At 71.7% G+C, this 25,729-nt stretch carries 24 protein-coding genes; 19 read left to right on the top strand and 5 right to left on the bottom strand.

Features of this window, described 5'->3' with window-relative positions:
* Positions 1-12 precede the first annotated feature (12 nt).
* Both ACGFNH_RS20175 and ACGFNH_RS20170 read left to right on the top strand, forming a co-directional pair.
* On the top strand, positions 13-993 hold the full coding sequence (locus tag ACGFNH_RS20175; protein ID WP_393655545.1) for an ABC transporter substrate-binding protein: 981 nt from the start codon (positions 13-15) through the stop codon (positions 991-993).
* Between the two features lie 75 nt (positions 994-1,068).
* Complete coding sequence (locus ACGFNH_RS20170; RefSeq protein ID WP_393655543.1) at positions 1,069-2,598, top strand: hypothetical protein; 1,530 nt, start codon at positions 1,069-1,071, stop codon at positions 2,596-2,598.
* 130 nt (positions 2,599-2,728) lie between these two features.
* Here ACGFNH_RS20170 and ACGFNH_RS20165 read toward each other — a convergent pair whose 3' ends face one another.
* A complete protein-coding gene (locus ACGFNH_RS20165; RefSeq protein ID WP_393655541.1) occupies positions 2,729-3,871 on the bottom strand; it encodes an NADH-quinone oxidoreductase subunit D in 1,143 nt (380 codons plus the stop codon).
* 56 nt (positions 3,872-3,927) lie between these two features.
* On the opposite strand from ACGFNH_RS20165, the gene ACGFNH_RS20160 reads away from it, so the two are divergent.
* Together ACGFNH_RS20160 and ACGFNH_RS20155 are read left to right on the top strand one after the other, a co-directional pair.
* Positions 3,928-4,455 (top strand): PH domain-containing protein, encoded by a 528-nt coding sequence (locus tag ACGFNH_RS20160; protein ID WP_393655539.1) that lies wholly within the window; start codon positions 3,928-3,930, stop codon positions 4,453-4,455.
* A complete protein-coding gene (locus ACGFNH_RS20155; protein WP_393655537.1) occupies positions 4,452-5,942 on the top strand; it encodes a PH domain-containing protein in 1,491 nt (496 codons plus the stop codon). The genes ACGFNH_RS20160 and ACGFNH_RS20155 overlap by 4 nt, the downstream gene beginning before the upstream one ends.
* A gap of 72 nt (positions 5,943-6,014) precedes the next feature.
* Here ACGFNH_RS20155 and ACGFNH_RS20150 read toward each other — a convergent pair whose 3' ends face one another.
* Positions 6,015-7,175 carry an SAM-dependent methyltransferase gene (locus ACGFNH_RS20150; protein ID WP_393655535.1) on the bottom strand — a complete coding sequence of 387 codons (1,161 nt, stop codon included), beginning with the start codon at positions 7,173-7,175 and terminating at the stop codon, positions 6,015-6,017.
* Positions 7,176-7,308: 133 nt separating this feature from the next.
* On the opposite strand from ACGFNH_RS20150, the gene ACGFNH_RS20145 reads away from it, so the two are divergent.
* Positions 7,309-8,493 (top strand): sensor histidine kinase, encoded by a 1,185-nt coding sequence (locus ACGFNH_RS20145; protein ID WP_393655533.1) that lies wholly within the window; start codon positions 7,309-7,311, stop codon positions 8,491-8,493.
* 172 nt (positions 8,494-8,665) lie between these two features.
* Positions 8,666-9,427 (top strand): response regulator, encoded by a 762-nt coding sequence (locus ACGFNH_RS20140; RefSeq protein WP_393655532.1) that lies wholly within the window; start codon positions 8,666-8,668, stop codon positions 9,425-9,427.
* Positions 9,428-9,577: 150 nt separating this feature from the next.
* Here ACGFNH_RS20140 and ACGFNH_RS20135 read toward each other — a convergent pair whose 3' ends face one another.
* Entirely contained in the window at positions 9,578-11,014 is a 1,437-nt protein-coding gene (locus ACGFNH_RS20135) for a threonine aldolase family protein (RefSeq protein WP_393655530.1), read from the bottom strand.
* Positions 11,015-11,238: 224 nt separating this feature from the next.
* Between ACGFNH_RS20135 and ACGFNH_RS20130 the strand changes: the two genes are divergently transcribed.
* From ACGFNH_RS20130 to ACGFNH_RS20075, 12 genes are all read left to right on the top strand, one after another.
* On the top strand, positions 11,239-12,150 hold the full coding sequence (locus ACGFNH_RS20130) for a Rossmann-like and DUF2520 domain-containing protein (RefSeq protein WP_393655528.1): 912 nt from the start codon (positions 11,239-11,241) through the stop codon (positions 12,148-12,150).
* The gene (panC, locus tag ACGFNH_RS20125; RefSeq protein ID WP_393655526.1) at positions 12,147-13,055 is read left to right on the top strand and encodes a pantoate--beta-alanine ligase; all 909 of its coding nucleotides are present in this window, start codon (positions 12,147-12,149) and stop codon (positions 13,053-13,055) included. The genes ACGFNH_RS20130 and panC overlap by 4 nt, the downstream gene beginning before the upstream one ends.
* Positions 13,052-13,276: a hypothetical protein gene (locus ACGFNH_RS20120; protein ID WP_393655524.1), complete on the top strand. Its 225-nt coding sequence runs from the start codon at positions 13,052-13,054 to the stop codon at positions 13,274-13,276. The genes panC and ACGFNH_RS20120 overlap by 4 nt, the downstream gene beginning before the upstream one ends.
* A complete protein-coding gene (locus ACGFNH_RS20115) occupies positions 13,273-15,234 on the top strand; it encodes an L-aspartate oxidase (RefSeq protein ID WP_393655522.1) in 1,962 nt (653 codons plus the stop codon). Before ACGFNH_RS20120 ends, ACGFNH_RS20115 begins: the two co-directional genes overlap by 4 nt.
* A gap of 13 nt (positions 15,235-15,247) precedes the next feature.
* Complete coding sequence (gene nadC / locus ACGFNH_RS20110) at positions 15,248-16,270, top strand: carboxylating nicotinate-nucleotide diphosphorylase (RefSeq protein WP_393656140.1); 1,023 nt, start codon at positions 15,248-15,250, stop codon at positions 16,268-16,270.
* Complete coding sequence (locus ACGFNH_RS20105) at positions 16,270-17,067, top strand: type III pantothenate kinase (RefSeq protein WP_393655520.1); 798 nt, start codon at positions 16,270-16,272, stop codon at positions 17,065-17,067. Before nadC ends, ACGFNH_RS20105 begins: the two co-directional genes overlap by 1 nt.
* Positions 17,068-17,161: 94 nt before the next feature.
* Positions 17,162-18,787 carry a hypothetical protein gene (locus tag ACGFNH_RS20100; protein WP_393655518.1) on the top strand — a complete coding sequence of 542 codons (1,626 nt, stop codon included), beginning with the start codon at positions 17,162-17,164 and terminating at the stop codon, positions 18,785-18,787.
* Between the two features lie 97 nt (positions 18,788-18,884).
* Positions 18,885-19,664, top strand: a complete 780-nt coding sequence (locus tag ACGFNH_RS20095; RefSeq protein ID WP_393655516.1) for a hypothetical protein — start codon at positions 18,885-18,887, stop codon at positions 19,662-19,664.
* A 17-nt stretch (positions 19,665-19,681) separates the two neighbouring features.
* Entirely contained in the window at positions 19,682-19,855 is a 174-nt protein-coding gene (locus tag ACGFNH_RS20090) for a hypothetical protein (protein ID WP_393655514.1), read from the top strand.
* A 166-nt stretch (positions 19,856-20,021) separates the two neighbouring features.
* Complete coding sequence (locus ACGFNH_RS20085; protein WP_393655512.1) at positions 20,022-20,417, top strand: BlaI/MecI/CopY family transcriptional regulator; 396 nt, start codon at positions 20,022-20,024, stop codon at positions 20,415-20,417.
* Between the two features lie 10 nt (positions 20,418-20,427).
* Positions 20,428-20,946, top strand: coding sequence for an amino-acid N-acetyltransferase (locus ACGFNH_RS20080; protein WP_393655510.1), 519 nt, complete (start codon positions 20,428-20,430; stop codon positions 20,944-20,946).
* A 190-nt stretch (positions 20,947-21,136) separates the two neighbouring features.
* Entirely contained in the window at positions 21,137-21,472 is a 336-nt protein-coding gene (locus ACGFNH_RS20075) for an Lsr2 family protein (RefSeq protein WP_360847201.1), read from the top strand.
* On the opposite strand, the gene ACGFNH_RS20070 is transcribed toward ACGFNH_RS20075, so the two are convergent.
* Complete coding sequence (locus ACGFNH_RS20070; RefSeq protein WP_393655508.1) at positions 21,403-22,041, bottom strand: SCO3374 family protein; 639 nt, start codon at positions 22,039-22,041, stop codon at positions 21,403-21,405. The two genes, ACGFNH_RS20075 and ACGFNH_RS20070, sit on opposite strands and share 70 nt — an antisense overlap.
* A 428-nt stretch (positions 22,042-22,469) precedes the next feature.
* On the opposite strand from ACGFNH_RS20070, the gene ACGFNH_RS20065 reads away from it, so the two are divergent.
* Positions 22,470-24,995: an ATP-dependent Clp protease ATP-binding subunit gene (locus ACGFNH_RS20065; RefSeq protein ID WP_393655506.1), complete on the top strand. Its 2,526-nt coding sequence runs from the start codon at positions 22,470-22,472 to the stop codon at positions 24,993-24,995.
* 117 nt (positions 24,996-25,112) lie between these two features.
* Here the strand turns inward: ACGFNH_RS20065 and ACGFNH_RS20060 are convergent, their stop codons facing one another.
* Positions 25,113-25,577 carry a hypothetical protein gene (locus ACGFNH_RS20060; RefSeq protein ID WP_393655504.1) on the bottom strand — a complete coding sequence of 155 codons (465 nt, stop codon included), beginning with the start codon at positions 25,575-25,577 and terminating at the stop codon, positions 25,113-25,115.
* Positions 25,578-25,729: the final 152 nt, after the last annotated feature.

Genomic DNA, 25,729 nt, shown 5'->3' with positions numbered 1-25,729 from the left:
ATGGTGATTCCCATGAGCAGGACGGCGCGTACGAGACGAATGGTGCGGGTGGCGGGTGCCGCCGCGGCCGCGGCGGCCCTGGCTGCAACCGCCGCCGGGTGCGGCGGCGAGAGCCTGGAGGGCAAGGAGGGCGGCTCGGGCGCCGACGGGGGCAAGAAGGGCTCGCTGGTGATCGGTTCGGCCGGCTTCACCGAGTCCTCACTCATGGCCGAGCTCTACAAGCAGGTACTGGAGGACGCCGGGTACGGCGCGTCCGTCAAGACGCTCGAGAACCGCGAGCTCTACGAACCGGCCCTGGAGAAGGGCCAGATCGACGTCGTGCCGGAGTACGCCGCGACGCTCGCCGAATTCCTCAACGGCAAGAAGAACGGGTCGAAGGCCGAGCCGGTCGCCTCCAGCGATGTGGACAAGACCGTCGCGGAGCTGAAGAAGCTCGCCGAGCCCAAGGGCCTCAAGGTCCTCCCCGCCGGTGACGCCGTCGACCAGAACGCCTTCGCCGTCACCAAAGAGTTCGCGGCGAAGCACAATCTGAAGTCGCTCTCCGATCTGGGCAAGTCGAAGCAGAAGATCAAGCTCGCGGCGGGCGACGAGTGCGAAATCCGGCCATTCTGCCAGCCGGGCCTGGAGAAGACGTACGGCATCGACATCGACGGGATCGACCCCAAGGGAGTCGGCACCCCGCAGGCCAAGCAGGCGGTCAAGGACGGCTCCGACCAGCTCGTCCTGACCACCACGACCGACGCCACGCTCGAGGACTTCGGGCTCGTGCTGCTCGAGGACGACAAGCGCCTGCAGAACGCGGACAACGTGCTGCCCGTGGTCAACGAGAAGGACGCGGGCGACAAGGAGATCGCAACCGCGCTCAACAGGCTCACCGAGACGCTCACGACCGACGACTTGATCCAGCTCAACCGCAAGATCGACGCGGAACGGGAGAAGCCCGCGGATGTCGCGAAGGAGTACTTGGAGTCCAAGGGCTTGCTGAAGGGGTAGCCCCGACGTAACCGGCGGAAAACAGATTGGCGGGCGGCTCCCCACGCGTACCGCACGCACGGTAAGTTTCTGGCCATGTCACGTGGACGCCACCGCCATTCGCCGCCCCTGCACAGGCTTCTTCCCCCCTCGGCGGTCGCCGGCGCGTCGGTCGCCTGCGCCACGAGCGCCCTGCTGCTCGGCGATCCCGTGGTGCTCCGCGTACTGGTGGCGGCCGCCGCCGCAGCCGCTGTGACCGGCGCGGTCCTGATGCGTTCCTGGGACCGCGCCGCGGGGAAGCGCGTCGCCGAGCTCACCCGGGCGCGTACCAGTGACGAATGGCGTCACGAGGAGCGGGTCGCCGAACTCGAGGCGGATGTCGAGGAGTCGCGCGAGCTGCGTGCCGCGCTCGACACCAAGCTGCGCAGGAAGCGGGCCGAACTCTCCCGGCTGCGCAACGAACATGCCGAGCTGCTCCGCCGGTACGCCACAGCGGAGACCGAGCGGGCCAGCGCGCTCGAGGGCCGCAGGCTGCTGGAGCTGGAGACGGTGGCGCCGACCAAGGCGCTGCCGGCCACGCCCGGTGACGGCCTGCTCGGCGCCAACGGCGCCCCGACGCCCGGCGCGTACGCCAAGGCCGACACCGCGCTCATCGAACTCGTCCGCAACAGCGCCCGGCAGAACGCGAAGCGGGCCGCCGAAGCCGCCCGCCGCCGCGAACTCGCCGAGCAGGAGCGGCAGCAGGAGGCCGGGGCGGAGCGGGAGCCTCAGGTGAACCCCGCGACTGCGGAGGAGAACCCGGCGACCGCGGAGGAGAACACGGCGACCGTGGCCGGGGACGAGGCCGCGTTCCGTACGGACGCCGCAGCCGACGCCGCCGCGGGCACCGCCACCGACGAGGCCACCGGCGACGCTTCCGCCGCGGACGCCGCGGACGCCACGGCAGTGTTGCCGGGCGACGACCACCGCCCGGTTCCGGCCGCCGTCGCGGTCGTGCCCTACCAGCCGCTGCGCCGCCCGACCTCCCGCGTCGAGGGCGGCTTCGACTTCTTCGGCGCCAAGGCGGGCGCCCGTAGGCGCGAGGCCATCGCCGCCTCGACGCAGCGGCTCCAGCTCGCCCCCGCGATCGCCGACCCCGACGAGGCCGTGGCGCCCGAGGAGCCGGTGCACGGGCACGGGCCCGCCGAGGAGCCGGTGAACGGGCATGCCTCCGCCGGGGAATCGCCCAACGGCCACGGGCCTGCCGAGGAGTCGGCGCACGGCCACGAGTCGTCCGAGGCGGCGAACGGGCACGGCCCCGCGGCGGATGCAGTCGCGGACGAGCCGGCGGCCGACGACACCACCGAGGCCGTGGCCGAGGACCTGAACGGCGACGCCGGCACGGACGGAAACGAGGGAGCGGGCACCGACGGGGACGGGGACCTGGGCACGGCCACCGGCGCCGGCACGCCCGAGGGGCACGTGAAGGAAGACCTCGAGGGCGAGGACCTGGCGGATGTCGTCGGGGCCGAGGTGCTGGCCGCCGCGGGTCAGGAGGACCGCGGCGCCGGCGACGTCGTCGACCTCACCGAGCACGACGAGACCGAGCAGCTCGATGTGCGGGAGCTGCGCGCCCATTCGTCGTAGCCGGTCGTAGCCCGTCGTAGCCGGTCCGGCTCGTGGCTCCGCCTCGGAGGCGCCCGGCCCGTCGCTGGAGCGCCGATGAGGAGCCCGTGCACTCACCGACCCGCGGTGCGCACCACGTTTGCGCCGCGGGTCACTTGTCGACGTCGCCCACGACGAAGAACATCGAGCCGAGGATCGCGACCATGTCCGCGACCAGCGTGCCCGGCAGCAGCACCGTCAGTGCCTGGATGTTGTTGAAGGAGGCCGAGCGCAGCTTCAGTCGGTACGGGGTCTTCTCGCCCTTGGACACCAGGTAGTAGCCGTTGAGGCCGAGCGGGTTCTCCGTCCACACGTACGTGTGGCCCTCCGGCGCCTTCAGGACCTTCGGCAGCCGCTGGTTGACCGGCCCTTGCGGCATCGCGTCCAGCCGGTCCAGACAGGCGTCCGCCAGCTCCAGCGCGTTGTGCGTCTGCGCCAGCAGGCACTCGAAGCGGGCGAGGCAGTCGCCCTCGGTCCTGGTGACCACCTTCAGTACGTCCTGCAGCTCCCCGTAGGCGAGGTACGGCTCGTCGCGCCGCAGGTCGAAGTCGACGCCCGAGGCGCGGGCGATCGGCCCGCTCACGCCGTATGCGTGCACGGCCTCCGGGGCCAGTACGCCGACGCCGCGGGTCCGGCCGCGGAAGATCTCGTTGCCGAGGACCAGCCGGTCGTACACGTCCATGCGGGAGCGCACCTCGGCGACGGCCGCACGCGCCCGACCGAGCCAGCCTGCCGGGATGTCCTCCTTCAGGCCGCCGACGCGGTTGAACATGTAGTGCATACGGCCGCCGGAGACCTCCTCCATCACGTGCTGGAGGTCCTCGCGCTCGCGGAACGCATGGAAGATCGGGGTGATTCCACCCAGTTCGAGGGGGTATGAGCCGAGGAACATCAGGTGGTTCAGGACCCGGTTCAGCTCGGCCAGCAGCGTCCGCAGCCAGACGGCGCGCTCCGGCACCTCCATGCCGAGCATGCGCTCCACGCCGAGGACGACGCCGAGTTCGTTGGAGAAGGCCGACAGCCAGTCGTGGCGATTGGCGAGCACGATGATCTGGCGGTAGTCGCGCGCCTCGAAGAGCTTCTCGGCGCCCCGGTGCATATAGCCGATCACCGGTTCCGCATGCTGGATCCGCTCGCCGTCCAGCACGATCCGCAGCCGCAGCACACCGTGCGTGGACGGGTGCTGCGGCCCGATGTTGAGCACCATGTCCGTGCTCTCCGCCGCACCGCCGATCCCGACTGTCGTCTCCGTCATGAGAACAGTCTCGCAGCTCTATCCAGCGCCTGACCGACAGCACCTAACCTGGTCGCATGCACACGGGGACAGGACAGGGAGCCGGGACCGGAGAAGGCGCGGTCGCCGAGGGCGGGGACGACACCGTCTGGACAAGTCTGCCGGGGGGACTGCTGCGGATGCGCCGCATGCTCCTCGTGACGATCGTGCCGCTTCTCGCCGTGGCGGCAGCGGCCGTGCTGTGGCCGCTCGCCGGGCCGGGCTGGGCCGCGCTCGCCGCGCTGCCGCTGCTGGCGCTGACCGGCTGGGGCTGGTGGATGATCGAACGCAACTGGCGCTCCTGGCGGTACGCGGAGCGCGCCGACGACCTGCTGATCAGCCGCGGCGTGCTGTGGCACGAGCTGACCGTCGTGCCGTACGGGCGGATGCAGCTCGTCGAGGTCACCTCGGGACCTGTCGAGCGGCACTTCGGTCTGGCCAGCGTCCAGCTGCACACCGCGGCCGCCGCGAGCGACGCCCGGATCCCCGGACTGCTGCCGGAAGAGGCCGCGCGGCTGCGCGAACGTCTCACGGAACTCGGCCAGGCCCGATCGGCCGGACTGTGACGGGGCAGGAGCCCGCCGCGGCGGAACGGGAGCCGGAGCGGGCTGCGGCGGAACGGGAGCCGGAGCCGGCCGCGGCGGAACAGGAGGCGGAGGCGGCGTCGTCCGCCGCTGACGGGGTGCCCGAGCCACGGGTCGCGCACGCCGAGTCGGTAGCCGGGGACGTCGCCGACGCGGACCCCTCCGCCGCCGTCGTGGAGCAGCGGCTGCATCCCGTGACCCCGCTGCGCCGCGCATGGGCGCCCTTCGCCATCGCCGCCGGTTGGCTGGCCCACGACCTGGGCCAGGCGCAGAAGTGGTTCGCCGAACTGACCCTGGGCGTCGTGCTGCTGGGCCTGGCCGTGCTCATACCGGTCGCGGGCGCGTACGGCTTTCTCTCCTGGTGGTTCACGCACTTCTCGGTGACAAGCACCGAACTCCGCATCCGTACCGGGCTGATCTTCCGACGGACCGCGCACATCCGGCTCGACCGCCTCCAGGCCGTCGACGTCACCCAGCCCCTCTTCGCCCGCTTCCTCGGGGTCGCCAAGCTCAAGCTGGACGTCGTCGGTGCGGAGGCCAAGGACGAGCTGGCCTTCCTGAGCGAGAAGGACGCCCGTGCGCTCCGCGCGGAACTCCTGGCGCGAGCCGCGGGCATCGCACCCGAATCGGCGCAGGACGCGGGCGAGGCACCCGTACGGCAGTTGGTGCGCGTCGAGCCGAAGGACCTCGCCGTCTCCCTGCTGCTCATGGCGAGCGTGTGGGGTGCCCTGGTCGTCGCGATCGCCGCGCCCCTGCTGACATGGGTGCTGAGCGGCAGCGTGTGGGTGGCCCTCGCGACGGCGCTGCCGTTCCTCGGCGGGGTGTGGAAGAGCAGCGCGGGCCGCTTCATCGGCGAGTACGACTGGACGGTGGGCGAGTCCCCGGACGGGCTCCGCCTCGACCACGGGCTGCTCGACCGTGAGCACGAGACAGTGCCGCCGGGGCGTGTGCAGACCGTACGGATCGTGGAGCCGCTGCTGTGGCGGCGGCGCGGCTGGGTGCGGGTGGAACTCGACGTGGCGGGGTCCAGGAACAGCGTCCTGCTGCCGGTCGCCGAACGGACCGTCGCGCAAGAGGTCATCGGCCGCGTCCTGCCCGGCGCCGACGTGGAAGCGGTAGCGGACGCCCTCCGGGCGCCTCCGCGGCGGGCGCGCTGGTGCGTACCGCTCTGGTGGCGCGGTCAGCTCTTCGCGGCGGACACGCACGTCTTCGCCGCCCGGCACGGACTGCTCGGGCGGACCCTGTCGCTCGTCCCGCACGCGAAGGTGCAGAGCGTGCGGCGGACGCAGGGGCCGTGGCAGCGTCGCATGAACCTGGCGGACGTGCATGTGGACACCGGCGCGAACAAGAGCGTGCAGGCGGGGCTGCGGGACGCGGCCGAAGCCGGCCGTATCGTCGCCGCACAGGCGGACCGGTCCCGCACCGGCCGCCACGATGCCCTCCCCGACCGCTGGCTCACCCGGAACTGAGGCAGCGGCGCCGGGCCCGGTCCCGTCGGGTCGGTGGCCGGTGGCCGGTGGTCGGTGGTCAGTGGCCGGTGGTCAGTGGTCGGCAGGCGCGAGGCCCGTCGTGGCGAGGGCCGCGGCGGGGAGCCGCACCGGGTGGACGAGCCAGTCGAAGCCGCCCAGCCCCGCGGGGTCGGTGAGCTCCGCCGCTTCGCCTGCCGCGCTCAACGCCCGTACGTACGCGGCGGGATCACTCGACGCGAGTGCCAGCGGCGGCCGCCCGCCCGTGATCCCCAGCGCCCGCAGGGCGTCGCGCTGCGGCAGCAGGAACGGGGCGGCTTCCTCCGCGAATCCTCGGTGCGTCTCCTTGCGGTGCGTCTCCGTCTCCGCCCGGTCCGTCTCCTCGCGGTGCGGCTCCTCCCGGTCCGCGTTCCCCTGGGCTGCCCGTCCCCGGGCCTCACCGTGCCCCCGGGCCTCGGAGGCACACGCATCCAGGGCCACATGGGCCGTGATGTCGCACGAGCCGTCCGGCACAGGACGGACCTCGTGGCCGTCGCGGAAACCGGTCAGGGTGCCGAAGGGCGGCCGGGTCGCGCGGGTGTGGGCGTAGTCGACGGCGACGGCGAGGCCGCGCTCCAGCGACCGTACGGCGCGGGCCCACGCCTCGTCCCGCGGGCGGCCGATCTCCGCACGCAGTCCCGGTTCGCCGTGCCGCAGCGGCCACCACCGCTCCAGCCAGTCGGCGTCGGAGCCTGTGACGGGGCTCCCGAGCCGCTCCGTGCCGTCCGTGTCGACGACGACGGTGCGCGGTTCCCCGTCCGGGCCGGTCTCGGCCACGTCGACGGGAACGTTGTCGAGCCACTCGTTGGCGAACACGAGGCCGGTCACGGATTCCGGTTCCGGGAGGCGGGGCAGCCAGTCGATGCGCGGATCGAGGCCGTCGGGCCGCGGCGCACGCTCCACGGCGCAGGGCCGCAGCCGGGCGGCGAGGTCCGGTGACACCACCCGCAGTACGTCCGCCAGCAGCTCACCCCGGCCGGCACCCACGTCCACGAGCGCCAGCGCGCGGGGCCGCCCCAGGGCTTCGTCGAGCCGCCCGAGCAGTGCGGCGACCGCACCGGCGAAGAGCGGCGACGCATGCACCGACGTGCGGAAATGCCCTGCCGGTCGCTCCCGTACGAAGAAGCCTTCCGGCCCGTACAACGCCTGCTCCGCCGCCTCGCGCCAGCCCCGCCCGGGCGCCGTGTCCTCGCTCACGCCCCCACCGTACGGGCGGGTCGGCGACCGCCCGGTCACGGGCCATCGTCCACCTTCCGGAGTATGTGTGCGGCGCAGGGATCGGCCCTCCGGTTGACCCCGGCACGTGCGTGACGTGCCTACGCTGGGTGACGTGCAGCGCGTTTACGACTTCTTCCGCAGGCACCCGACAGGGGTCGACACCTTCTGGGCCGTCATCCTGTTCGGGCCCGCCGGCCTGTGGGTCGCCCAGGAGGGGCACGGCAAGGGACTGGCCGTCGTCCTCCTGCTGTGCCTCGTGGTCGCGCTGCGCCGCCGGGCTCCGGGGGTGATGCTGCTGCTCGCAGCCGGGACGGGCGTTCTGCAGCTCGTCACGGACACCCCGCCCAACCCGGGCAACTTCGCGATGCTCGTGATCATCTACACCAACGCCGCGAACGGGCCGGTGTGGGCGTCCAGATTCGCGCTCGTCGGCGGCCTGGCGGCCTCTCCCATCGCCAACACCCGGTGGTCGGACGACTACGCGTCGGGCTTCGACACCATCGCCGCCACCATCCTGATGACCGTCCCCTTCGCCCTCGCCTGGGTCCTCGGCGACTCCCTCCGCACCCGCCGCGCGTACTACGCCCAGCTCGAGGAGCGGGCCGCCCGCCTGGAGAAGGAGCGCGAGGCGCAGTCGAAGATGGCCGTGGCGGCCGAACGGGCGCGGATAGCGCGCGAACTGCACGACGTCGTCGCCCACAACGTCTCGGTGATGGTCGTGCAGGCCGACGGCGCGGCCTATGTCCTCGATGCCGCGCCCGAGCAGGCCAAGCAGGCCCTGGAGACGATCTCCGGCACGGGGCGGCAGGCGCTCGCCGAGATGCGCCGCCTGCTCGGCGTGCTGCGCACCGGCGAGCCGGAGGAGGCGGGCGACTATGTGCCGCAGCCCGACGTGGGCCAGCTCGACGATCTCATCGAGCAGGTCCGCGGGGCCGGGCTTCCGGTGCGCTTCACGGTCGAGGGGAGCCCGCGCCCGCTGCCCAGCGGTGTGGAGCTGACCGCGTACCGCATCGTGCAGGAAGCGCTCACCAACACCCGTAAGCACGGCGGCCCCGATGCGGGCGCGACCGTCCGGCTGACGTACGGCGAAAGCGAGCTCGACCTGCTCGTGGAGGACGACGGGCGCGGCGCGCAGCACGAGCTGTACGAGGAGGGCGGGGCCGACGGCCTCGGGCAGGGGCTCATCGGGATGCGCGAGCGGATCGGCATGGTCGGCGGAAGCTTCGACGCGGGGCCGCGGCCGGGCGGCGGCTTCCGGATCAGTGCGGTGCTGCCGTTGATGAAACAGGCGGGTTGATGACGCGGGCGGGGCCGATGACGCGGGCGGGTTGAGAAACAGGCGGGTTGAGAGACAGGCGGGTTGAGGAAGCAGCCGGACCGATGAACCGGCTGATGAAGGGGACCGGCTGAGGATGGGGCGGCCGTTCGCCTGTACCGTCCAGCAGACCCAGCGAAGGGAAAGTGCGCAGATGGCGATCCGCGTGATGCTCGTCGACGACCAGGTGCTGCTCCGCACCGGGTTCCGCATGGTGCTGCAGGCGCAGCCCGACATGGAGATCGTCGCCGAGGCGGGGGACGGGGTGGAGGCGGTCGAGGTGCTGCGCTCGACGAAGGTCGACGTGGTCCTCATGGATGTCCGCATGCCGCGGATGGACGGGGTGGAAGCGACCCGGCGCATCTGCTCTCCGGGAGGCGCGGGGCCTCAGGGTCCGGCCGCGGCCGGGGCCGGTGCGGGTCCCGGTGACGGATCGGGCTCACCCCGGGTGCTGATCCTGACGACCTTCGACCTCGACGAGTACGCGTTCTCGGCCCTGAAGGCCGGTGCGAGCGGCTTCATGCTCAAGGACGTGCCGCCGGGCGAACTGCTCACGGCGATCCGGGCGGTGCACAGCGGCGACGCGGTGGTCGCCCCGACCACGACACGTCGCCTGCTGAACCGCTTCGCCCCGATGCTGCCGAGCGGTGCACCCCAGCCCTCCAGCACCCAGCTCAAGCGGCTCACCGACCGCGAGCACGAGGTGCTGCTGCTGGTGGCCCAGGGCATGTCGAACGGCGAGATCGCCGCCCGGCTCTTCCTGTCCGAGGCCACGGTCAAGACGCATGTGGGCCGCATCCTCACGAAGCTCGAACTGCGCGACCGCGTCCAGGCCGTGGTGCTGGCCTACGAGACCGGGCTGGTGCGGGCGGGCAGCGGCGGATTCGGCGGGGGTGGCGGCGCGGAGGCGACATAGCCACGCGGCCGCCGCCCGTGGAGCGCACGGACCGGGGCGCCCTCGGGCCGCGGTCGTCGGCCGGGGCGTGGCTGCCGCCTGCGGTGCGGCCGTCGGCCGGGCTGCGGTCGTCGGCTGGGCTGCGGCCGTCGGCCGGGGCCCGGCTATCGCCTACGGTGCGGCCGTCCGCGGCGGCGCGGTGGGCCCCTCCGGTTCGGTGGCGCCCGCAGGCGCATCGGCCGCCTTCGACTCGAGGCCCTTCGACTCGAGGCCCTTCGACTCGGGGCCCTTCGCCTTCGCATTCGTCTCGGCCTTCGACTTCGGCACGGACTCCTTCGACTTCAGGCCGGTCGCCTTGGCCTGTTCCGACTCCAGCCGTTCGACGAAGCCCGCGACCGCCTCCGTCACATCCGCCTCGGTCCACTCCAGCCCCGGCGCCCCGACGGCCACCTCGGTAACGGAGAGACCGGGGCCCGAGGCGTTCCAGTGGCGGAACAACGTCGTCCGGGTCTCCTCCGCCAGCCGCACGCTCGCCTCGTCGAGCACCTCCGGCGGATACGGCAGCCACAGCTGGAACTCGTGCGTGTGCGGCCCTTCCGGGTGGATCCGGTGCCAGGGGACACCGGCCGCCGCCAGTGCTTTCCCCAGCGCCTCGGCCACGACCTTGGCGTGCGCCACGTACTCCGGGAGCCTGGGCAGTTCCTGGTCGAGGCCGGCCAGTGCGGCGAGGGCGGCCGGCCACTGCTGGAAGAGCTGCCCTCCGTACCGGTGCCGCCAAGCCCCGGCCTCGTCGATCAGGGTCTGGGGGCCGGCCAGCGCGGCGCCGGAGATCCCGCCCAGGGACTTGTAGAAGGAGACGTACACGCTGTCCGCCAGCGCGGCGATCTCCGGGAGCGTACGCCCGAAGTGAGGGGTGCACTCCCACAGGCGTGCGCCGTCGAAGTGCACCACTGCATCGCGTTCCCGTGCCGCCTCCACCACCGCGGTCAGCTCGTCCCACGACGGGAGGACGAAACCCGGTTCGCGCAGCGGCAGTTCCAGCATCAGCGCCCCGAACGGCTCGTCCAGTGACCGGACTTCCTCTGCCGTGGGCAGCCGCGGTTTGCCCGTCGGATGGACCGTGCGCAACCCGCTGAGGGTGGAGAACGCGTCGCGCTCCCACATCTCCGGATGCGCCGACGGGTGGATCGCCACGGCCGGATTCCCCGTCCGCCCCGCCCAGCAGCGCAGGGCGACCTGCTGGGCCATGGTGCCGGTGGGGAAGAAGGCCGCGGCCTCGGTCCCGAGCAGCTCGGCGACCCGGCGCTCGACCTCGCCGACGATGCCGCCGCCGTAGATGTCGACCCAGTCGTCGAGGTCGTACGCGTCCGGGGCGCTCGCCGTCAACGCGTCGAGCCGGTCGCGGATCGTCGCGTTGTTCGCGCCGCGCACGAGCCTCCGCTCCGCTGCGCGCCAGGCGGCGAGCCGGCGGGCCCGCTGCCGGTCCTGACGGGTGTCCGGCTCTCCGTCCGTGCCGCTCTCCCCGCCCGCGGTCGCGCCGTCCTCCCGGCCGGAAGCCGTGCCGGTCCCGGCGCCCGCGTCGTCTCTCGTGCCGTCCGTCTGGGTCATGGAGCCGATGATGTCCTACGACCCGGCACCCGGGCCCGGTGTTTTTCCGCGGGGCGGACCGGGCGCGCGAGGCACGCGGTACGGGGTCGGCGCGACCGCTCGGGACGGCCCGTCGGCGGTTGTCCACAGGCGGTGGACAGCGCGACTGAGCGCCGAAACACTCGCGTAGCATGGCGGGGATACGTCCGGTACCCCTGGCGGACTGGAACGGAAGGCCGTCCCGCGTGAACGCACCCCATCACCCAGAACCCAAGGACCGTCCGGCTCGGCTCGCCGTCGGGGTCGTCGGTGCCGGTCGCGTGGGTCCGGCCCTCGCCGCCGCGCTGCAGCTCGCCGGCCACCGCCCGGTGGCGGTCTCCGGCATCTCCGAAGCCTCCGTGCGCCGCGCCGCGACCCTGCTCCCCGATGTCCCGGTCGTCACGCCCGCCGAGGTGCTGGAGCGGTCGGAGCTGGTGCTGCTGACCGTGCCGGACGACGCCCTTCCGAGCCTGGTCGAGGGTCTGGCCGAGACCGGTGCCGTACGGCCCGGGCAGCTCCTGGTGCACACCTCGGGCCGGTACGGCTCCACGGTTCTCGACCCCGCCACGCGCGCGGGCGGCCTGCCACTCGCCCTCCACCCGGTGATGACCTTCACCGGTTCGAGTGTGGACGTCCAGCGCCTGGCCGGCTGCTCGTTCGGGGTCACGGCGCCCGAGGAACTGCGGCTCGCGGCGGAGGCGCTGGTCATCGAGATGGGCGGCGAGCCCGAGTGGATCGAGGAGCAGGCCCGCCCGCTCTACCACGCGGCGCTCGCGCTCGGTGCGAACCATCTGGTCACGCTGGTCGCCCAGTCCATGGACCTGCTTCGCGCCTCCGGGGTCGGGGCCCCGGACCGGATGCTCGGACCACTGCTCGGCGCCGCGCTGGACAACGCCCTGCGCTCCGGCGACGCCGCCCTGACCGGACCGGTCGCGCGCGGTGACGCGGGCACGGTCGCGGCCCATGTCGCCGAGTTGCGGGAGCACGCACCCCAGGCCGTCGCCGGATATGTGGCGATGGCCCGCGCGACCGCGGACCGCGCGCTCGCCCACGGAATGCTCAAGCCGGAGCTGGCCGAGGACCTGCTGGGCGTCCTCGCGGACGGAGGGAACGCATGACGGTGCAGCTCGTGCCCACGGCCGGCGGCCTCCGGGCACTCACGCGCGGGGGCGAGCGTGCCGTGGTGATGACGATGGGAGCCCTCCACGAGGGGCACGCGGCGCTGATCCGCGCGGCCCGGGAGCGGGTGGGCCTCGGCGGGCAGGTCGTGGTCACCGTCTTCGTCAACCCGCTCCAGTTCGGGGCGGGCGAGGACCTCGACCGCTATCCGCGCACGCTCGACGCCGATCTCGTGGTCGCCGAGAAGGCCGGAGCCGATGCGGTCTTCGCCCCGTCCGGTGACGAGGTCTACCCGGGCGGCGAGCCGGAGGTCCGGATCAGCGCGGGAGCGATGGGCGAGCGGCTCGAAGGGGCGTACCGCCCGGGCCACTTCAGCGGCGTGCTCACCGTCGTCGCCAAGCTGCTCCACCTCACGGATCCCGACGCGGCGTTCTACGGGCAGAAGGACGCCCAGCAGCTCGCCCTGATCACGCGCATGGCGCGCGACCTCAACTTCCCCGCGGAGATCGTCGGAGTCCCGACCGTCCGGGAGGACGACGGCCTCGCGCTCTCCAGCCGCAACCGCTACCTCGGGGCGGAGGAGCGGCCGACCGCCCTGGCGCTGTCCCGTGCGTTGTTCGCCGGGCGACGGGCCGGTCTGGCCGCGGCGGGGGCGGAGACCGCCGAAGGGTCCGCGGCCGTCGCGGACCCCGGTGCCGTACGGGCCGCCGCGCAGCGGGTCCTCGATGAGGCCGCGGGTCTTCGGCCGCCGCTCGCCCTGGACTACCTGGCGCTCGTCGACCCGGCCGACTTCACCGACGTATCCCCGGACTTCACCGGTGAGGCGGTGCTCGCCGTCGCCGCCAAAGTCGGCGCGACCCGCCTGATCGACAACATCCGCCTGCAGTTCGGAGCCGCCCGATGACGCACGCGACTTTCCAGCAGCGAGCCCTGGCAGTGGCAGCCGTCTCGGCCGGCGTCCCACTGTCGGCCGCGGGCAGCCCCTATTTCTGGGTGCCGCTCGCCCTGGCGGCCGTGCCTGCGGTGTTCGGGGCGGTCCGCCCCGCTCCGGTACGGGCCGCCCGTACGCCCCAACGCCCGCGCAGCACCCAAGGATTCGGCCTCGGCCACAGGAGCCCCAGATGACCGGCGCCCCCATAGCCGACACCCCGCAGCCCCGCGCCGCGACGGACGGCGAACGTCCCGTGCCCGCCGCCACGGAGCCCGCCGCCATGGAGCCCGCTGCCATGGAGCCCGCTGCCACGGAGGCCGCCCGGCTCTCCGCGGTCACCGAGCCTGCGGTCACCGAGCCCGCGGTCACCGACGGCGGGCGCGCCGGCGCGTCCGCCCCCGAGGCCGGCACTCTCCGCGCCCCCGCCCCCGGCTGGGCCATCGAGGCCGACGTGGTCGTCGTCGGGTCCGGCGTCGCCGGGCTCACTGCCGCGCTCCGCTGCGCCGCCGCCGGCCGCAGGACCGTCGTGGTGACCAAGGCCCGGCTCGACGACGGCTCCACACGCTGGGCGCAGGGCGGCATCGCCGCCGCCCTCGGCGAGGGCGACACCCCGGAACAGCACCTCGACGACACGCTCGTCGCGGGCGCCGGACTCTGTGACGAGCAGGCCGTCCGCGCGCTGGTCACCGAAGGCCCGGACGCCGTACGGCGGTTGATCTCCACCGGGGCCCGCTTCGACACCTCCGCCGAGACCGGGGCGATCGAGCTGACCCGCGAGGGCGGCCACCACCGCCGCCGGATCGCGCACGCGGGCGGCGACGCGACCGGCGCGGAGATCTCCCGCGCGCTCGTCGAGGCCGTTCGGGACGCGGGCATGGAGACCGTCGAGAACGCGCTCGTCCTGGACCTGCTCACCGACGCCGAGGGCCGTACCGCCGGCGTCACGCTCCATGTGATGGGCGAGGGCCAGCGCGACGGGGTCGGCGCCGTGCACGCCCCCGCCGTCGTCCTCGCCACCGGCGGCATGGGCCAGGTGTTCTCCGCGACCACCAACCCGGCCGTCTCCACCGGCGACGGCGTCGCGCTGGCGCTGCGCGCCGGGGCCGAGGTGAGCGACCTGGAGTTCGTGCAGTTCCACCCCACCGTCCTCTTCCTCGGCCGCGGCGCCGAGGGCCAGCAGCCGCTGGTCTCCGAGGCCGTACGCGGCGAGGGCGCGCACCTCGTCGACGCCGACGGCGTGCGCTTCATGCTGGGGCAGCACGAACTGGCCGAGCTGGCCCCGCGCGACATCGTCGCCAAGGGGATCATGCGGCGCATGCGGGAGCAGCGCGCCGAGCATATGTACCTCGACGCCCGCCACTTCGGCGCCGAGATGTGGGCCTCCCGCTTCCCCACGATCCTCGCCGCCTGCCGCGCGCACGGCATCGACCCGGTGACCGAGCCGATCCCGGTCGCTCCCGCCGCGCACTACGCGTCGGGCGGCGTCCGCACCGACCTCGCGGGCCGTACGACGGTGCCGGGCCTGTACGCGTGCGGCGAGGTCGCCTGCACCGGTGTCCACGGCGCGAACCGCCTGGCCTCCAACTCCCTCCTGGAGGGGCTGGTGTTCGCCGAGCGCATCGCCGCCACCATCGCCGCGGAGCCGTCCCAGCGCCAGGCACCCGTACGCCCCGCTTCCGTGCCCCGCGCGCCCGCGCGCTCGCCGCTCCTCGCGCCGGAGTCGCGCTTCGTGATCCAGCGCATCATGACCTCGGGGGCGGGCGTCCTGCGCAGCGCCAAGAGCCTGAACGCCGCTGCCGTGGCGCTCCAGGCCCTGCACACCGAGGCCGTCGCCGAACTCGACCGGGACGGCAAGACCGCCGAGCCGTGCGTCGAGACCTGGGAGGCCACCAACCTCCTTCTCGTCTCCCGCGTGCTGGTCGCCATGGCCCGGGAGCGCGAGGAGACCCGCGGATGCCACTGGCGCGAGGACCGCCCCGAGCGCGACGACGACCACTGGCGCCGCCACCTCGTCGCCCGGCTCACCCCGGAGCGCTCACTCGCGCTGCGCCCCACGGCCACGGCAGAATTCCCGCCCGTAGAGCGGTCCGCACCGACCGTGAGCGCCGGCCGAACCACCCACCCTGAAGGGGACACACGTGAACACGCCTGATCGTCCACAGCCTGTGGATCTCCCGCTGCTCCAGATCGGCGGTCCCTCCGCCGGCGCGGACGCGGGCGGCTGCGGCGACGGGTGCGGCTGCGGGGGCGGTGACGAAGAGGAGTACGGCCTGGATCCGTTGCAGTGCGGTCTGGACCCCCAGCTCGCCGGGCTCCTCGTGGCCGCGGGCCTGGACCCCGTCCAGGTCGAGGACATCGCCCATCTGGCGATCGAGGAGGACCTCGACAGCGGCGTGGACGTCACCACGGTCGCCACCATCCCCGAGTACGCCGTCGCCACCGCCGACTTCACCGCCCGCGAGGCCGGAGTCGTCGCCGGACTGCGCATCGCCGAGGCGATCCTCTCCGTCGTCTGCACCGACGACATCGAGGTCGAGCGGCATGCCGAGGACGGCGACCGCGTCGAGCCGGGCACCAAGCTGCTGTCCGTCAGGACCCGTACGCGCGACCTGCTGACCGCCGAGCGCAGCGCCCTCAACCTCATGTGCCGCCTCTCCGGCATCGCCACCGCCACCCGCGCCTGGGCCGACCTCCTGGAGGGCACGGGCGCCGCGGTCCGGGACACCCGTAAGACGACGCCGGGGCTGCGCTCTCTGGAGAAGTACGCGGTCCGCTGCGGCGGCGGGGTCAACCACCGGATGTCGCTGTCCGACGCCGCGCTCATCAAGGACAACCACGTCATCGCCGCCGGCGGCGTGGCGGCCGCCTTCAAGGCCGTACGCTCCGAGTTCCCCGATGTGCCCATCGAGGTGGAGGTCGACCGGCTGGACCAGATCGAGCCCGTGCTCGCCGAGGGCGCCGACCTCATCCTCCTCGACAACTTCACGCCGGAGCAGACCCGCGAGGCCGTCGCCCTCGTCGCGGGCCGCGCCCGTCTGGAGTCCTCCGGCCGCCTCAGCCTGGCCAACGCCCGCGCGTACGCGGAGACGGGCGTCGACTACCTGGCCGTCGGCGCGCTCACCCACTCCTCACCGATCCTCGACATCGGGCTCGACCTGCGCGAGGGCCCGGGGGAGGAGCGGGGCTGATGCTGCTCACGATCGATGTCGGCAACACCCACACCGTCCTGGGCCTCTTCGACGGCGAGGAGATCGTCGAGCACTGGCGGATCTCCACCGAGGCCCGCCGCACCGCCGACGAACTCGCCGTTCTCCTCCATGGCTTGATGGGCATGCACCCGCTGCTCGGCGAGGATCTGGGCGACGGCATCGACGGCATCGCCATCTGCTCGACCGTCCCCTCCGTCCTGCACGAGCTGCGGGAGGTCACCCGCCGCTACTACGGCGACGTGCCCGCCGTTCTCGTGGAGCCGGGCGTCAAGACGGGCGTCCCGATCCTCATGGACAACCCCAAGGAGGTCGGCGCCGACCGGATCATCAACGCCCTCGCGGCCGTTGAGCTCTACGGCGGCCCGTGCGTGGTCGTCGACTTCGGTACGGCCACCACGTTCGACGCCGTGTCGGCCCGCGGTGAGTACGTGGGCGGTGTGATCGCCCCGGGCATCGAGATCTCCGTGGACGCCCTCGGCGTGCGCGGCGCACAGCTCCGCAAGATCGAACTGGCCCGTCCGCGCAGCGTCATCGGCAAGAACACCGTCGAGGCGATGCAGTCCGGCATCCTCTACGGCTTCGCGGGCCAGGTGGACGGCGTCGTGGAGCGCATGGCACGCGAACTGGCCGACGAACCGGAGGATGTGACCGTCATCGCCACCGGCGGCCTGGCCCCGATGGTGCTCGGCGAGTCCTCCGTGATCGACGAACACGAGCCCTGGCTCACCCTGATCGGCCTCCGCCTGGTCTACGACCGCAACGTCTCCCGGGGCTGATCCCGCTCCCGCTACTCAGAAATTCCACCGCCGGACAACCATCCGTCCATCTCGTGTGTCCTCGCTCTGCGGGGAACATCCGACCGATGCCGAGATGGAAGTGGAACCTATGCGGAGCAAGGGGATATGCGCGAGATCGGCCGCCGTCGCGGCCGTGCTCGCGGCGGCGAGCGGCCTGGGAGCGGGACAGGCGAACGCGGCCGGTCCCACGCTGCAGATCCAGGTGCCCGCGCGCTACTACGCGTACGCCGCGGACGAACGGCCCGGGGACGGCGACCTGTTCCTCTTCCACCTCAACCTCGACGGGCCGGAGGGCGAGGACCCGCTCGCCGAGGACGTGAAGCTGACCATCGACGCCTCCGCGCTCAAGGGCAAGGCCGTGCTGAAGCCGGCGAGCGGAAGCTGCGAGGACTCCGACAAGGACCTCGTCTACAACTGCGCGTACAGCTCGATCGACGGCCGGACGAGCGTCCAGCCCTTCTACATCGAAGGCGCCAAGGGCATGAAGCCCGGCTACGCCGGCATGATCGAGTACCGGGCGACCTCTTCCAACACCCCTGACGCCGAAGCCGCGACGAAGGTCTACGTCGACGGACCCAAGCTCGCCGAGCGCGCGCACAAGCCGTTGAAGGACGTCGCCCCCGGCTCCACCGTGAAGGTCACCCCGGCCATAGCGAACCTCGGCCAGCTCGCCGCCGACCAGGGCATCGGCATCAAGCTCTACGGCGTCGAGGGCCTCAAGGTGGCCCGCGAGCACTCCAATTGCCACTTCAAGAGCTGGGCCGACACCTCCGCGTACTGCCTCTTCGACACCCCGCTGGAGCCGGGCGCCGCGTACGAGTTCTCCGAGCCCTTCCGCTTCACGGTCTCCGACGAGCTGATGTACGGGAACATCGGCTACCACGCCTGGCCCATCGGCAGCGGCGACCCCTGGGAGTACGAGGAGCCGGGCGACTTCGACCAGCAGGGCACCGGCGCACCGCTGACCCTCAAGACCGTCGAGCCCACCGGCTTCGAGGAGTTCGGCGGCCACACCGACGTCGTCACCACGCAGAAGGCCGACTTCCAGGCGATCACGGACACGGTCGAGGGCAAGGTCGGCGACACCGTCCGGCTCACGCTCGGCGTGAAGAACGCCGGCCCCGGCTCCATGGACCTCTCCGGCCGCGACGGCCACGGCAGCGGCACGTACGAGGTCACGCCCCCGAAGGGCACCACGATCACCTCGATCCCGTTCCCGGGCGAGGAGGACGACTGGGCCTGCTCGAAGAAGGAGAAGGGCAGCAGGACGTACGTCTGCACCATCGACGAGAGGTTCGCCAAGGGCGAGGAGGAGACCCTCGTCTTCAACGTCCGCATCGACAAGAAGGTCGAGGGCGCGCAGGGGAGGATCACCGTCCTGGACCGTGAGGACTACCCGGCGCGCGACCCGGAGCCGGGCAACGACGCGGCCGCGATCGAGACCCGCATCAGCGGTGGCGGAAGCGACGGCACCTCGGGCGGGTCCGGCGGGTCCGGCGGCTCCGGCGGTTCGGCGGCCGGTGGGTCCGGCACGGCGGGCACGGACGGCGGCTCGGCGTCCGCAGGTTCGCAGGCGAGCGGCTCCATGGCCGGCACGGGCGCCGGCGGCATCGGGCTCATCGCGGCCGTCTCCGCGGCTGTGGTGGCCGCGGGATCGGTCGCCGTGGTGGTCGCGGCGCGCCGCCGCAGGAGCGCGTAGCACGGCCGATGAAGGGGGTGTCGGAGCCACGCATGCCGACACCCCCGGGTATGTCCCGCTGAGCGAAAATTGTCCGCTTAGCACTTAAAGTCGGTCCATGCCCACGCCATACGGTTCCCGCGGCGCCATGGCGTTCAGCGCCGATGAGCTGCGCGTCCTGCGCCGCGCCCTCGCCATCGCCCTGCGGCCCTCCCCCGCGTCCCCCGCAGAAAGCCGGGAGGACGAGATCCAGGAGCTGTGCCGCCTCACCGAAGCCGTGGAGGAGGCGGTCGGGGAAGGAGAACGGCTGCGCGCCTTCCTCTTCGCCGATCTGGCCCGATATCGCGCCGCCCTCCCCGGCGCCGCCTCCGGCTTCCTGGAACGGCTCGTGGACGCACTCTCGGCCGGGTACACCCCGGGCGCCGACGACCTCGCCGCCCTGCGCTCGCTCTGCGCCACCGCGGCGGACGGTCCGGAGGCCGGGCACCGGCGTGAACTGCTTCGCCGTTGCGAAGCCCTTGCCGAGCAGGCGCTCTCGAACCGTCTCGCCGGCCTCGCGCACGGCGCGCGGCCCGCCGAACCAGTGGTGGCCGCGGTGTCGGCCGCGGTCCCTGCCGCGCGTCTCGTCGCGCTGCCGGGCGGCCGCGCCGCCGACGACGAACCGGAGAAGCCGGCGTCCAAGCCCAAGGCGAAGCCCGCGGCGGATCCCGAGGGCGAGCCGGAGCGGAAGCCCGAGCCGGGGTCCAGGCCCAAGCCCGAGCCGGAGCGCGGCCCGTCGGCCCCCTCGGAGCAACCGGGCCGTCATGTGCCGACTCCGGCCGAGGTGTTCCCGCCCCGCAGGCGCAGGACCCCGCCGGAAGGGCCGCCTTCCCGCCCCGAGCAATTGGTCGCGGTCTGACTGGCTACTCTTGAGCCATGGATTACGTCTCCGCGCTGCTGCCGCCCGTGGTCATGGCCGTGGGATTCATCGCTCTGGTCAGGACCATCGTGAAAAGCCAGGGCGGTGCCAACAAGGCCAAGGAGGACGCCGCCGTGGACGCGGCGCTGGCTCGCGCCGAGGGCGGGAGCCGTCCGGCCCGGGAGCGGTAGAACTCGTCTCCGGCGGCCGGCCGGGCGACCTCCGAGAGGTCGCGCGGACCGGACACCCGAAGGGCGTACGGCCGGGAACATGTGTCCCGAGTCGTACGCCCTTTTTGCTGCGGGAAATCAGTCCGCGTGAACCGGCATTCAGGACATCTACCACTATTATTCCAATGTGGTTCGACGATTGGGTGACCTCGAAGACGCCGTGATGACGCGCGTCTGGGAGTGGAACCGGCCGGTCACCGTTCGGGAAGTCCTGGAAGACCTCCAGCAGGAACGCTCGATCGCCTACACCACGGTCATGACGGTAATGGACAACCTCCATCAGAAGGGCTGGGTCCGCCGGGAAGCCGAAGGCCGTGCCTATCGATATGAGGCGGTCTCCACCCGCGCCGGCTACTCGGCCGCACTCATGCACGAGGCTTGGCACACCAGTGACAACCCCGCCGCGGCACTAGTCGCGTTCTTCGGCATGATGTCCCAGGAACAGCGGGAAGCGCTCCGGGACGCCATGCGCGTCGTACAACTCAGCGATCCCGATGACGGCGAGGGAGAGGCGGGGCGATAGCGTCCCGCACATGTCCCGAGTATCAAATGACGTCACTGTCCGCCGGGCGAGGACGAGCGATGTCTCCGCCGTACGCCGTCTCATCGACGCGTACGTACGTGAGGGCATCCTGCTCGACAAAGCGACGGTCACCCTTTACGAGGACATCCAGGAGTTCTGGGTGGCCGAACGGGACGAGGACGGCCGGATCCTCGGTTGCGGGGCACTTCATGTGATGTGGGAAGACCTTGCCGAGGTCCGAACGCTGGCCGTGGACCCGCAGATGAAGGCGACCGGAGTCGGTCATCAGATCCTGGCCAAGTTGGTTCAGACCGCGCGCTGGCTCGGTGTGCGGCGAATTTTCTGCCTCACCTTCGAAGTCGACTTCTTCACGAAGCATGGGTTCGCGGAGATCGGGGAGGCGCCCGTAGATGGGGATGTCTACAGCGAGCTGCTGCGTTCCTATGACGAGGGTGTGGCCGAGTTCCTCGGTCTCGAACGAGTGAAGCCGAACACCCTCGGCAACAGTCGCATGCTTCTGCACCTGTGATCCCCGGGTGCTTCTGCAACGCCTGATGCGACAGCCCGGGATCACTATGACCACTTAGAGCGATCCCTATGTCCGAATCGCGCACGTTTCCCGTACGCATGAGCTACTCAACCTCACCCAGGGGTTTGTGTTTTTCCGAGAAAGGCGGTTTCCTTTCCGTCGTACTGCTTTTTCGATGAAAGGGAATCCGGTGGCACAGAAGGTTCAGGTCCTTCTTGTCGACGACCTCGACGGTGGCGAGGCCGACGAGACCGTGACGTTTGCGCTGGACGGCAAGACTTACGAGATCGACCTCAAGGCTTCCAACGCGGACAAGCTGCGCGGTCTTCTCGAGCCGTACACCAAGAGCGGCCGTCGCACGGGTGGCCGTGCCGCGTCCGGTCGCAAGGCCCGTGCCGCGGCGTCCGGGGGCTCCCAGGACACCGCGAAGATCCGCGCCTGGGCAAAGGAGAACGGCTACAGCGTCAACGACCGCGGCCGCGTCCCCGCCGAGATCCGCGAGGCGTACGAGAAGGCCAACGCCTGAGCGTGCGAGGCGTTCAGCAACCGGGCCCGGTGGACCTGTGTGGCCGCCGCGCCCACGAGCCGTACGAGGTCGGGGGCCCGGCGCCCGTCGTCCTCGTGACCCCTGCGGGCACCTCCCACGGTCGCCACGGGCAGCGTCGGCTCGATCTCGCATCCCGGCTCGGGAGGCCGCAGCCACACAGGCTGTGGTCCGGTGCACGCGGCCTCCCATGAGTCCCCCGGCCGGGGAGCGCGCATCCGGTCGCCAGGACCGAGAGCGATCAGATCCAGGGCGACTCCGCCCCATTCAAGCCAGTCCAGCAGCTCGGGCAGCTGCTCCGCGCCGCCCGCGGCGATCAGGAACCGCATCCGGCCGCCGTCCAGTGCGACGGGACCGGTGCGCGGCAGGCGCCGCAGCACGGCGGCTCCGGCGTCGGCCGGCACGTCCAGCGCGTCGAAGCGCTGCCCGGTGAGCAGGTCCACCGGCCGCCCGGCCGGCTGTCCGCCCGTGACCGGCCAGCCCAGTACCCGCTCGTACCACAGGCGTACGTCACACGTTGCGCGCCGGGGGCGCGGGAATGCGGTTGCCATGACCGGAGCAACTGCCGAACCCCCGGAGAGTTACGCACAGTTGGCAAGTGGGTACGGAACGTGGTAGGGGCGACGCTTCGGTGAGATTTCGGAGCGCAAGGATGTTCGCCCTTAGCTGAGGGAACCGCCCCGCGCCGCATGGAGTATCAGTTCCAGCGGGTAAGAATTTCCTCGTGGGAGGGGCGACGCGCGCGCGTTGGCCGGGATGGCGTTCGCCATCGGCGTAGTGGTATCGAGGGTATACGCCTGGCCTGCGGGAACATCGTCTCGCACCATCGGGTTGGAGCTGTTGTCGGCTGTCCGGGGCAGGAGGCCAAGGGCGGTGTCGGCAGTTGGAATGAGCTGTCCCCCACAGCGGGACTAGCATGCGGAAGGACAGGGAGGGGATCGTCCCCGATCTTTCTGACCGCTCTGAGGAGCGATTAACGATGTTCGAGAGGTTCACCGACCGTGCGCGGCGGGTTGTCGTCCTGGCTCAGGAAGAAGCCCGGATGCTCAACCACAACTACATCGGCACCGAGCACATCCTCCTGGGCCTGATCCATGAGGGTGAGGGTGTCGCCGCTAAGGCCCTGGAGAGCCTCGGGATTTCGCTCGAGGCGGTCCGCCAGCAGGTGGAGGAGATCATCGGGCAGGGCCAGCAGGCCCCGTCCGGGCACATCCCCTTCACCCCCCGTGCGAAGAAGGTCCTGGAGCTGTCGCTCCGCGAGGCCCTTCAGCTCGGCCACAACTACATCGGTACGGAGCACATCCTGCTCGGCCTGATCCGCGAGGGCGAGGGCGTCGCCGCCCAGGTCCTCGTGAAGCTGGGCGCCGATCTGAACCGGGTGCGGCAGCAGGTCATCCAGCTGCTCTCCGGTTACCAGGGCAAGGAGGCCGCCACGGCAGGCGGCCCGGCCGAGGGCACGCCCTCGACCTCCCTCGTCCTGGACCAGTTCGGCCGCAACCTCACGCAGGCCGCCCGCGAATCCAAGCTCGACCCGGTCATCGGGCGCGAGAAGGAGATCGAGCGGGTCATGCAGGTGCTGTCGCGCCGTACCAAGAACAACCCGGTGCTCATCGGCGAGCCCGGCGTCGGCAAGACGGCGGTCGTCGAGGGCCTGGCCCAGGCCATCGTCAAGGGCGAGGTGCCCGAGACCCTCAAGGACAAGCACCTCTACACCCTGGACCTGGGCGCCCTGGTCGCCGGCTCCCGCTACCGCGGTGACTTCGAGGAGCGCCTGAAGAAGGTGCTCAAGGAGATCCGCACCCGCGGCGACATCATCCTGTTCATCGACGAGCTCCACACCCTGGTGGGTGCGGGTGCCGCCGAGGGCGCGATCGACGCCGCCAGCATCCTCAAGCCGATGCTGGCCCGCGGCGAACTGCAGACCATCGGTGCGACGACGCTCGACGAGTACCGCAAGCACCTGGAGAAGGACGCGGCCCTGGAGCGCCGCTTCCAGCCCATCCAGGTCGCGGAGCCGTCGCTGCCGCACACCATCGAGATCCTCAAGGGCCTCCGGGACCGGTACGAGGCGCACCACCGTGTCTCGATCACCGACTCGGCCCTCGTGGCGGCGGCCACCCTGGCCGACCGGTACATCTCCGACCGCTTCCTGCCGGACAAGGCGATCGACCTGATCGACGAGGCCGGCTCCCGGATGCGTATCCGCCGGATGACCGCTCCGCCGGACCTGCGCGAGTTCGACGAGAAGATCGCCGGAGTCCGCAGGGACAAGGAGTCCGCGATCGACTCGCAGGACTTCGAGAAGGCGGCCTCCCTCCGCGACAAGGAGAAGCAGCTCCTGGCCGCGAAGGCCAAGCGGGAGAAGGAGTGGAAGGCCGGCGACATGGACGTCGTCGCCGAGGTCGACGAGGAGCTGATCGCCGAGGTCCTGGCCACGGCCACGGGCATCCCGGTCTTCAAGCTCACCGAGGAGGAGTCCTCGCGGCTGCTGCGCATGGAGGACGAGCTCCACAAGCGCGTCATCGGTCAGAAGGACGCCATCAAGGCCCTCTCGCAGGCGATCCGCCGTACGCGGGCCGGCCTGAAGGACCCGAAGCGCCCCGGTGGCTCGTTCATCTTCGCCGGCCCGTCCGGCGTCGGTAAGACCGAGCTGTCCAAGACGCTGGCGGAGTTCCTCTTCGGCGACGAGGACGCGCTGATCCAGCTCGACATGTCGGAGTTCAGCGAGAAGCACACCGTCTCGCGGCTCTTCGGCTCGCCTCCCGGCTACGTCGGGTACGAGGAGGGCGGACAGCTCACCGAGAAGGTGCGCCGCAAGCCGTTCTCCGTGGTCCTCTTCGACGAGGTCGAGAAGGCCCACCCGGACATCTTCAACTCGCTGCTGCAGATCCTGGAGGACGGTCGTCTGACCGACTCCCAGGGCCGGGTCGTGGACTTCAAGAACACGGTCATCATCATGACGACCAACCTCGGCACCCGGGACATCTCCAAGGGCTTCAACCTCGGCTTCGCGGCCGGGGGCGACCCCAAGACCGGGTACGAGCGGATGAAGGCCAAGGTCAACGACGAGCTCAAGCAGCACTTCCGGCCCGAGTTCCTCAACCGTGTCGACGACACCGTGGTCTTCCACCAGCTGTCGCAGGAAGACATCATCCAGATCGTCGACCTGATGCTGGCCAAGGTGGACGAGCGGCTGAAGGATCGCGACATGGGCATCGAGCTCAGCGCGGAGGCCAAGAGCCTGCTCGCCAAGAAGGGCTACGACCCGATCCTGGGCGCCCGGCCGCTGCGCCGGACGATCCAGCGGGAGATCGAGGACATGCTGTCGGAGAAGATCCTCTTCGGCGAGCTGCGCCCCGGTCACATCGTGGTCGTCGGCACCGAAGGCGAGGGTGACGAAGCGACGTTCACCTTCCGCGGCGAGGAGAAGTCGGCACTGCCCGACGTCCCCCCGATCGAGTCCGCGGCGGGCGGTTCGGGTCCGAACCTGACCAAGGACGTCTGAGCGCCGGCAGGCCCTGTCCGGTGAGGGCCGTCTGACGGCCCGCCGGTGAGCTACAGGCTCGGCCCGGAACCGTACGTACGGTTCCGGGCCGAGCCTTTTGCTGCTGCGGGTGCGGTGTCAGCGCACGGTGGCACGAGGGGCTTGACGTCGGTGAGCCGGGCCCGATCCGCGTACGCCGCCCAGCGGGCCGGGGGCGATGGCGCCACGGGCGTCGAGCATGGGGCGGGTGCCCAGTTCGCGCAGTGCGTGGAGCTGTTCGTCGGACCTCACGGTGACATAGAGGGCCGACGGATCGAGGCGGGCGATGACCTCGTCCGCGTAGGCGGCGGTGTGGAACCGCGACCAGCCCCGGACGAGTGGGGACCGTACGGCGAGCAAGCGGTGGCCGGCGCACCGTCCGAGGACCGGGATGGCCGCATCGGATTCCCCATGCGTCGCGGCGAACACCACGAGCACGGCCTCTTCGTTGTCGACGCGCTCGGGTCCCGGGAACAGATCGAGGACGATGGGACCGACGGACGCCGGCTCGAGTGCCTCCTGAGGGCTGCGGGGCGGGACGAGGTGGGACGCCGGTGCTTCCACCTCCTCCCGTACGGCCGGGGCGAGTTCGGAGGCGTGCCCGAGGCAGGCTGCGGCCTGAAGGAAGATCCGGGCGCAGCCGCCGGAGCGGGAGCGTGGTCACCCCGGGCGGGCAAGTCCCGGAAGATCTCGGTCCGTTCACGGGCCGGCCCTGA

The sequence above is a fragment of the Streptomyces sp. NPDC048639 genome (assembly GCF_043199075.1).
Classification (GTDB): domain Bacteria; phylum Actinomycetota; class Actinomycetes; order Streptomycetales; family Streptomycetaceae; genus Streptomyces.
Note: the sequence above shows the minus strand (reverse complement) of the source record. Positions and strands in the feature narration are given on the sequence as shown.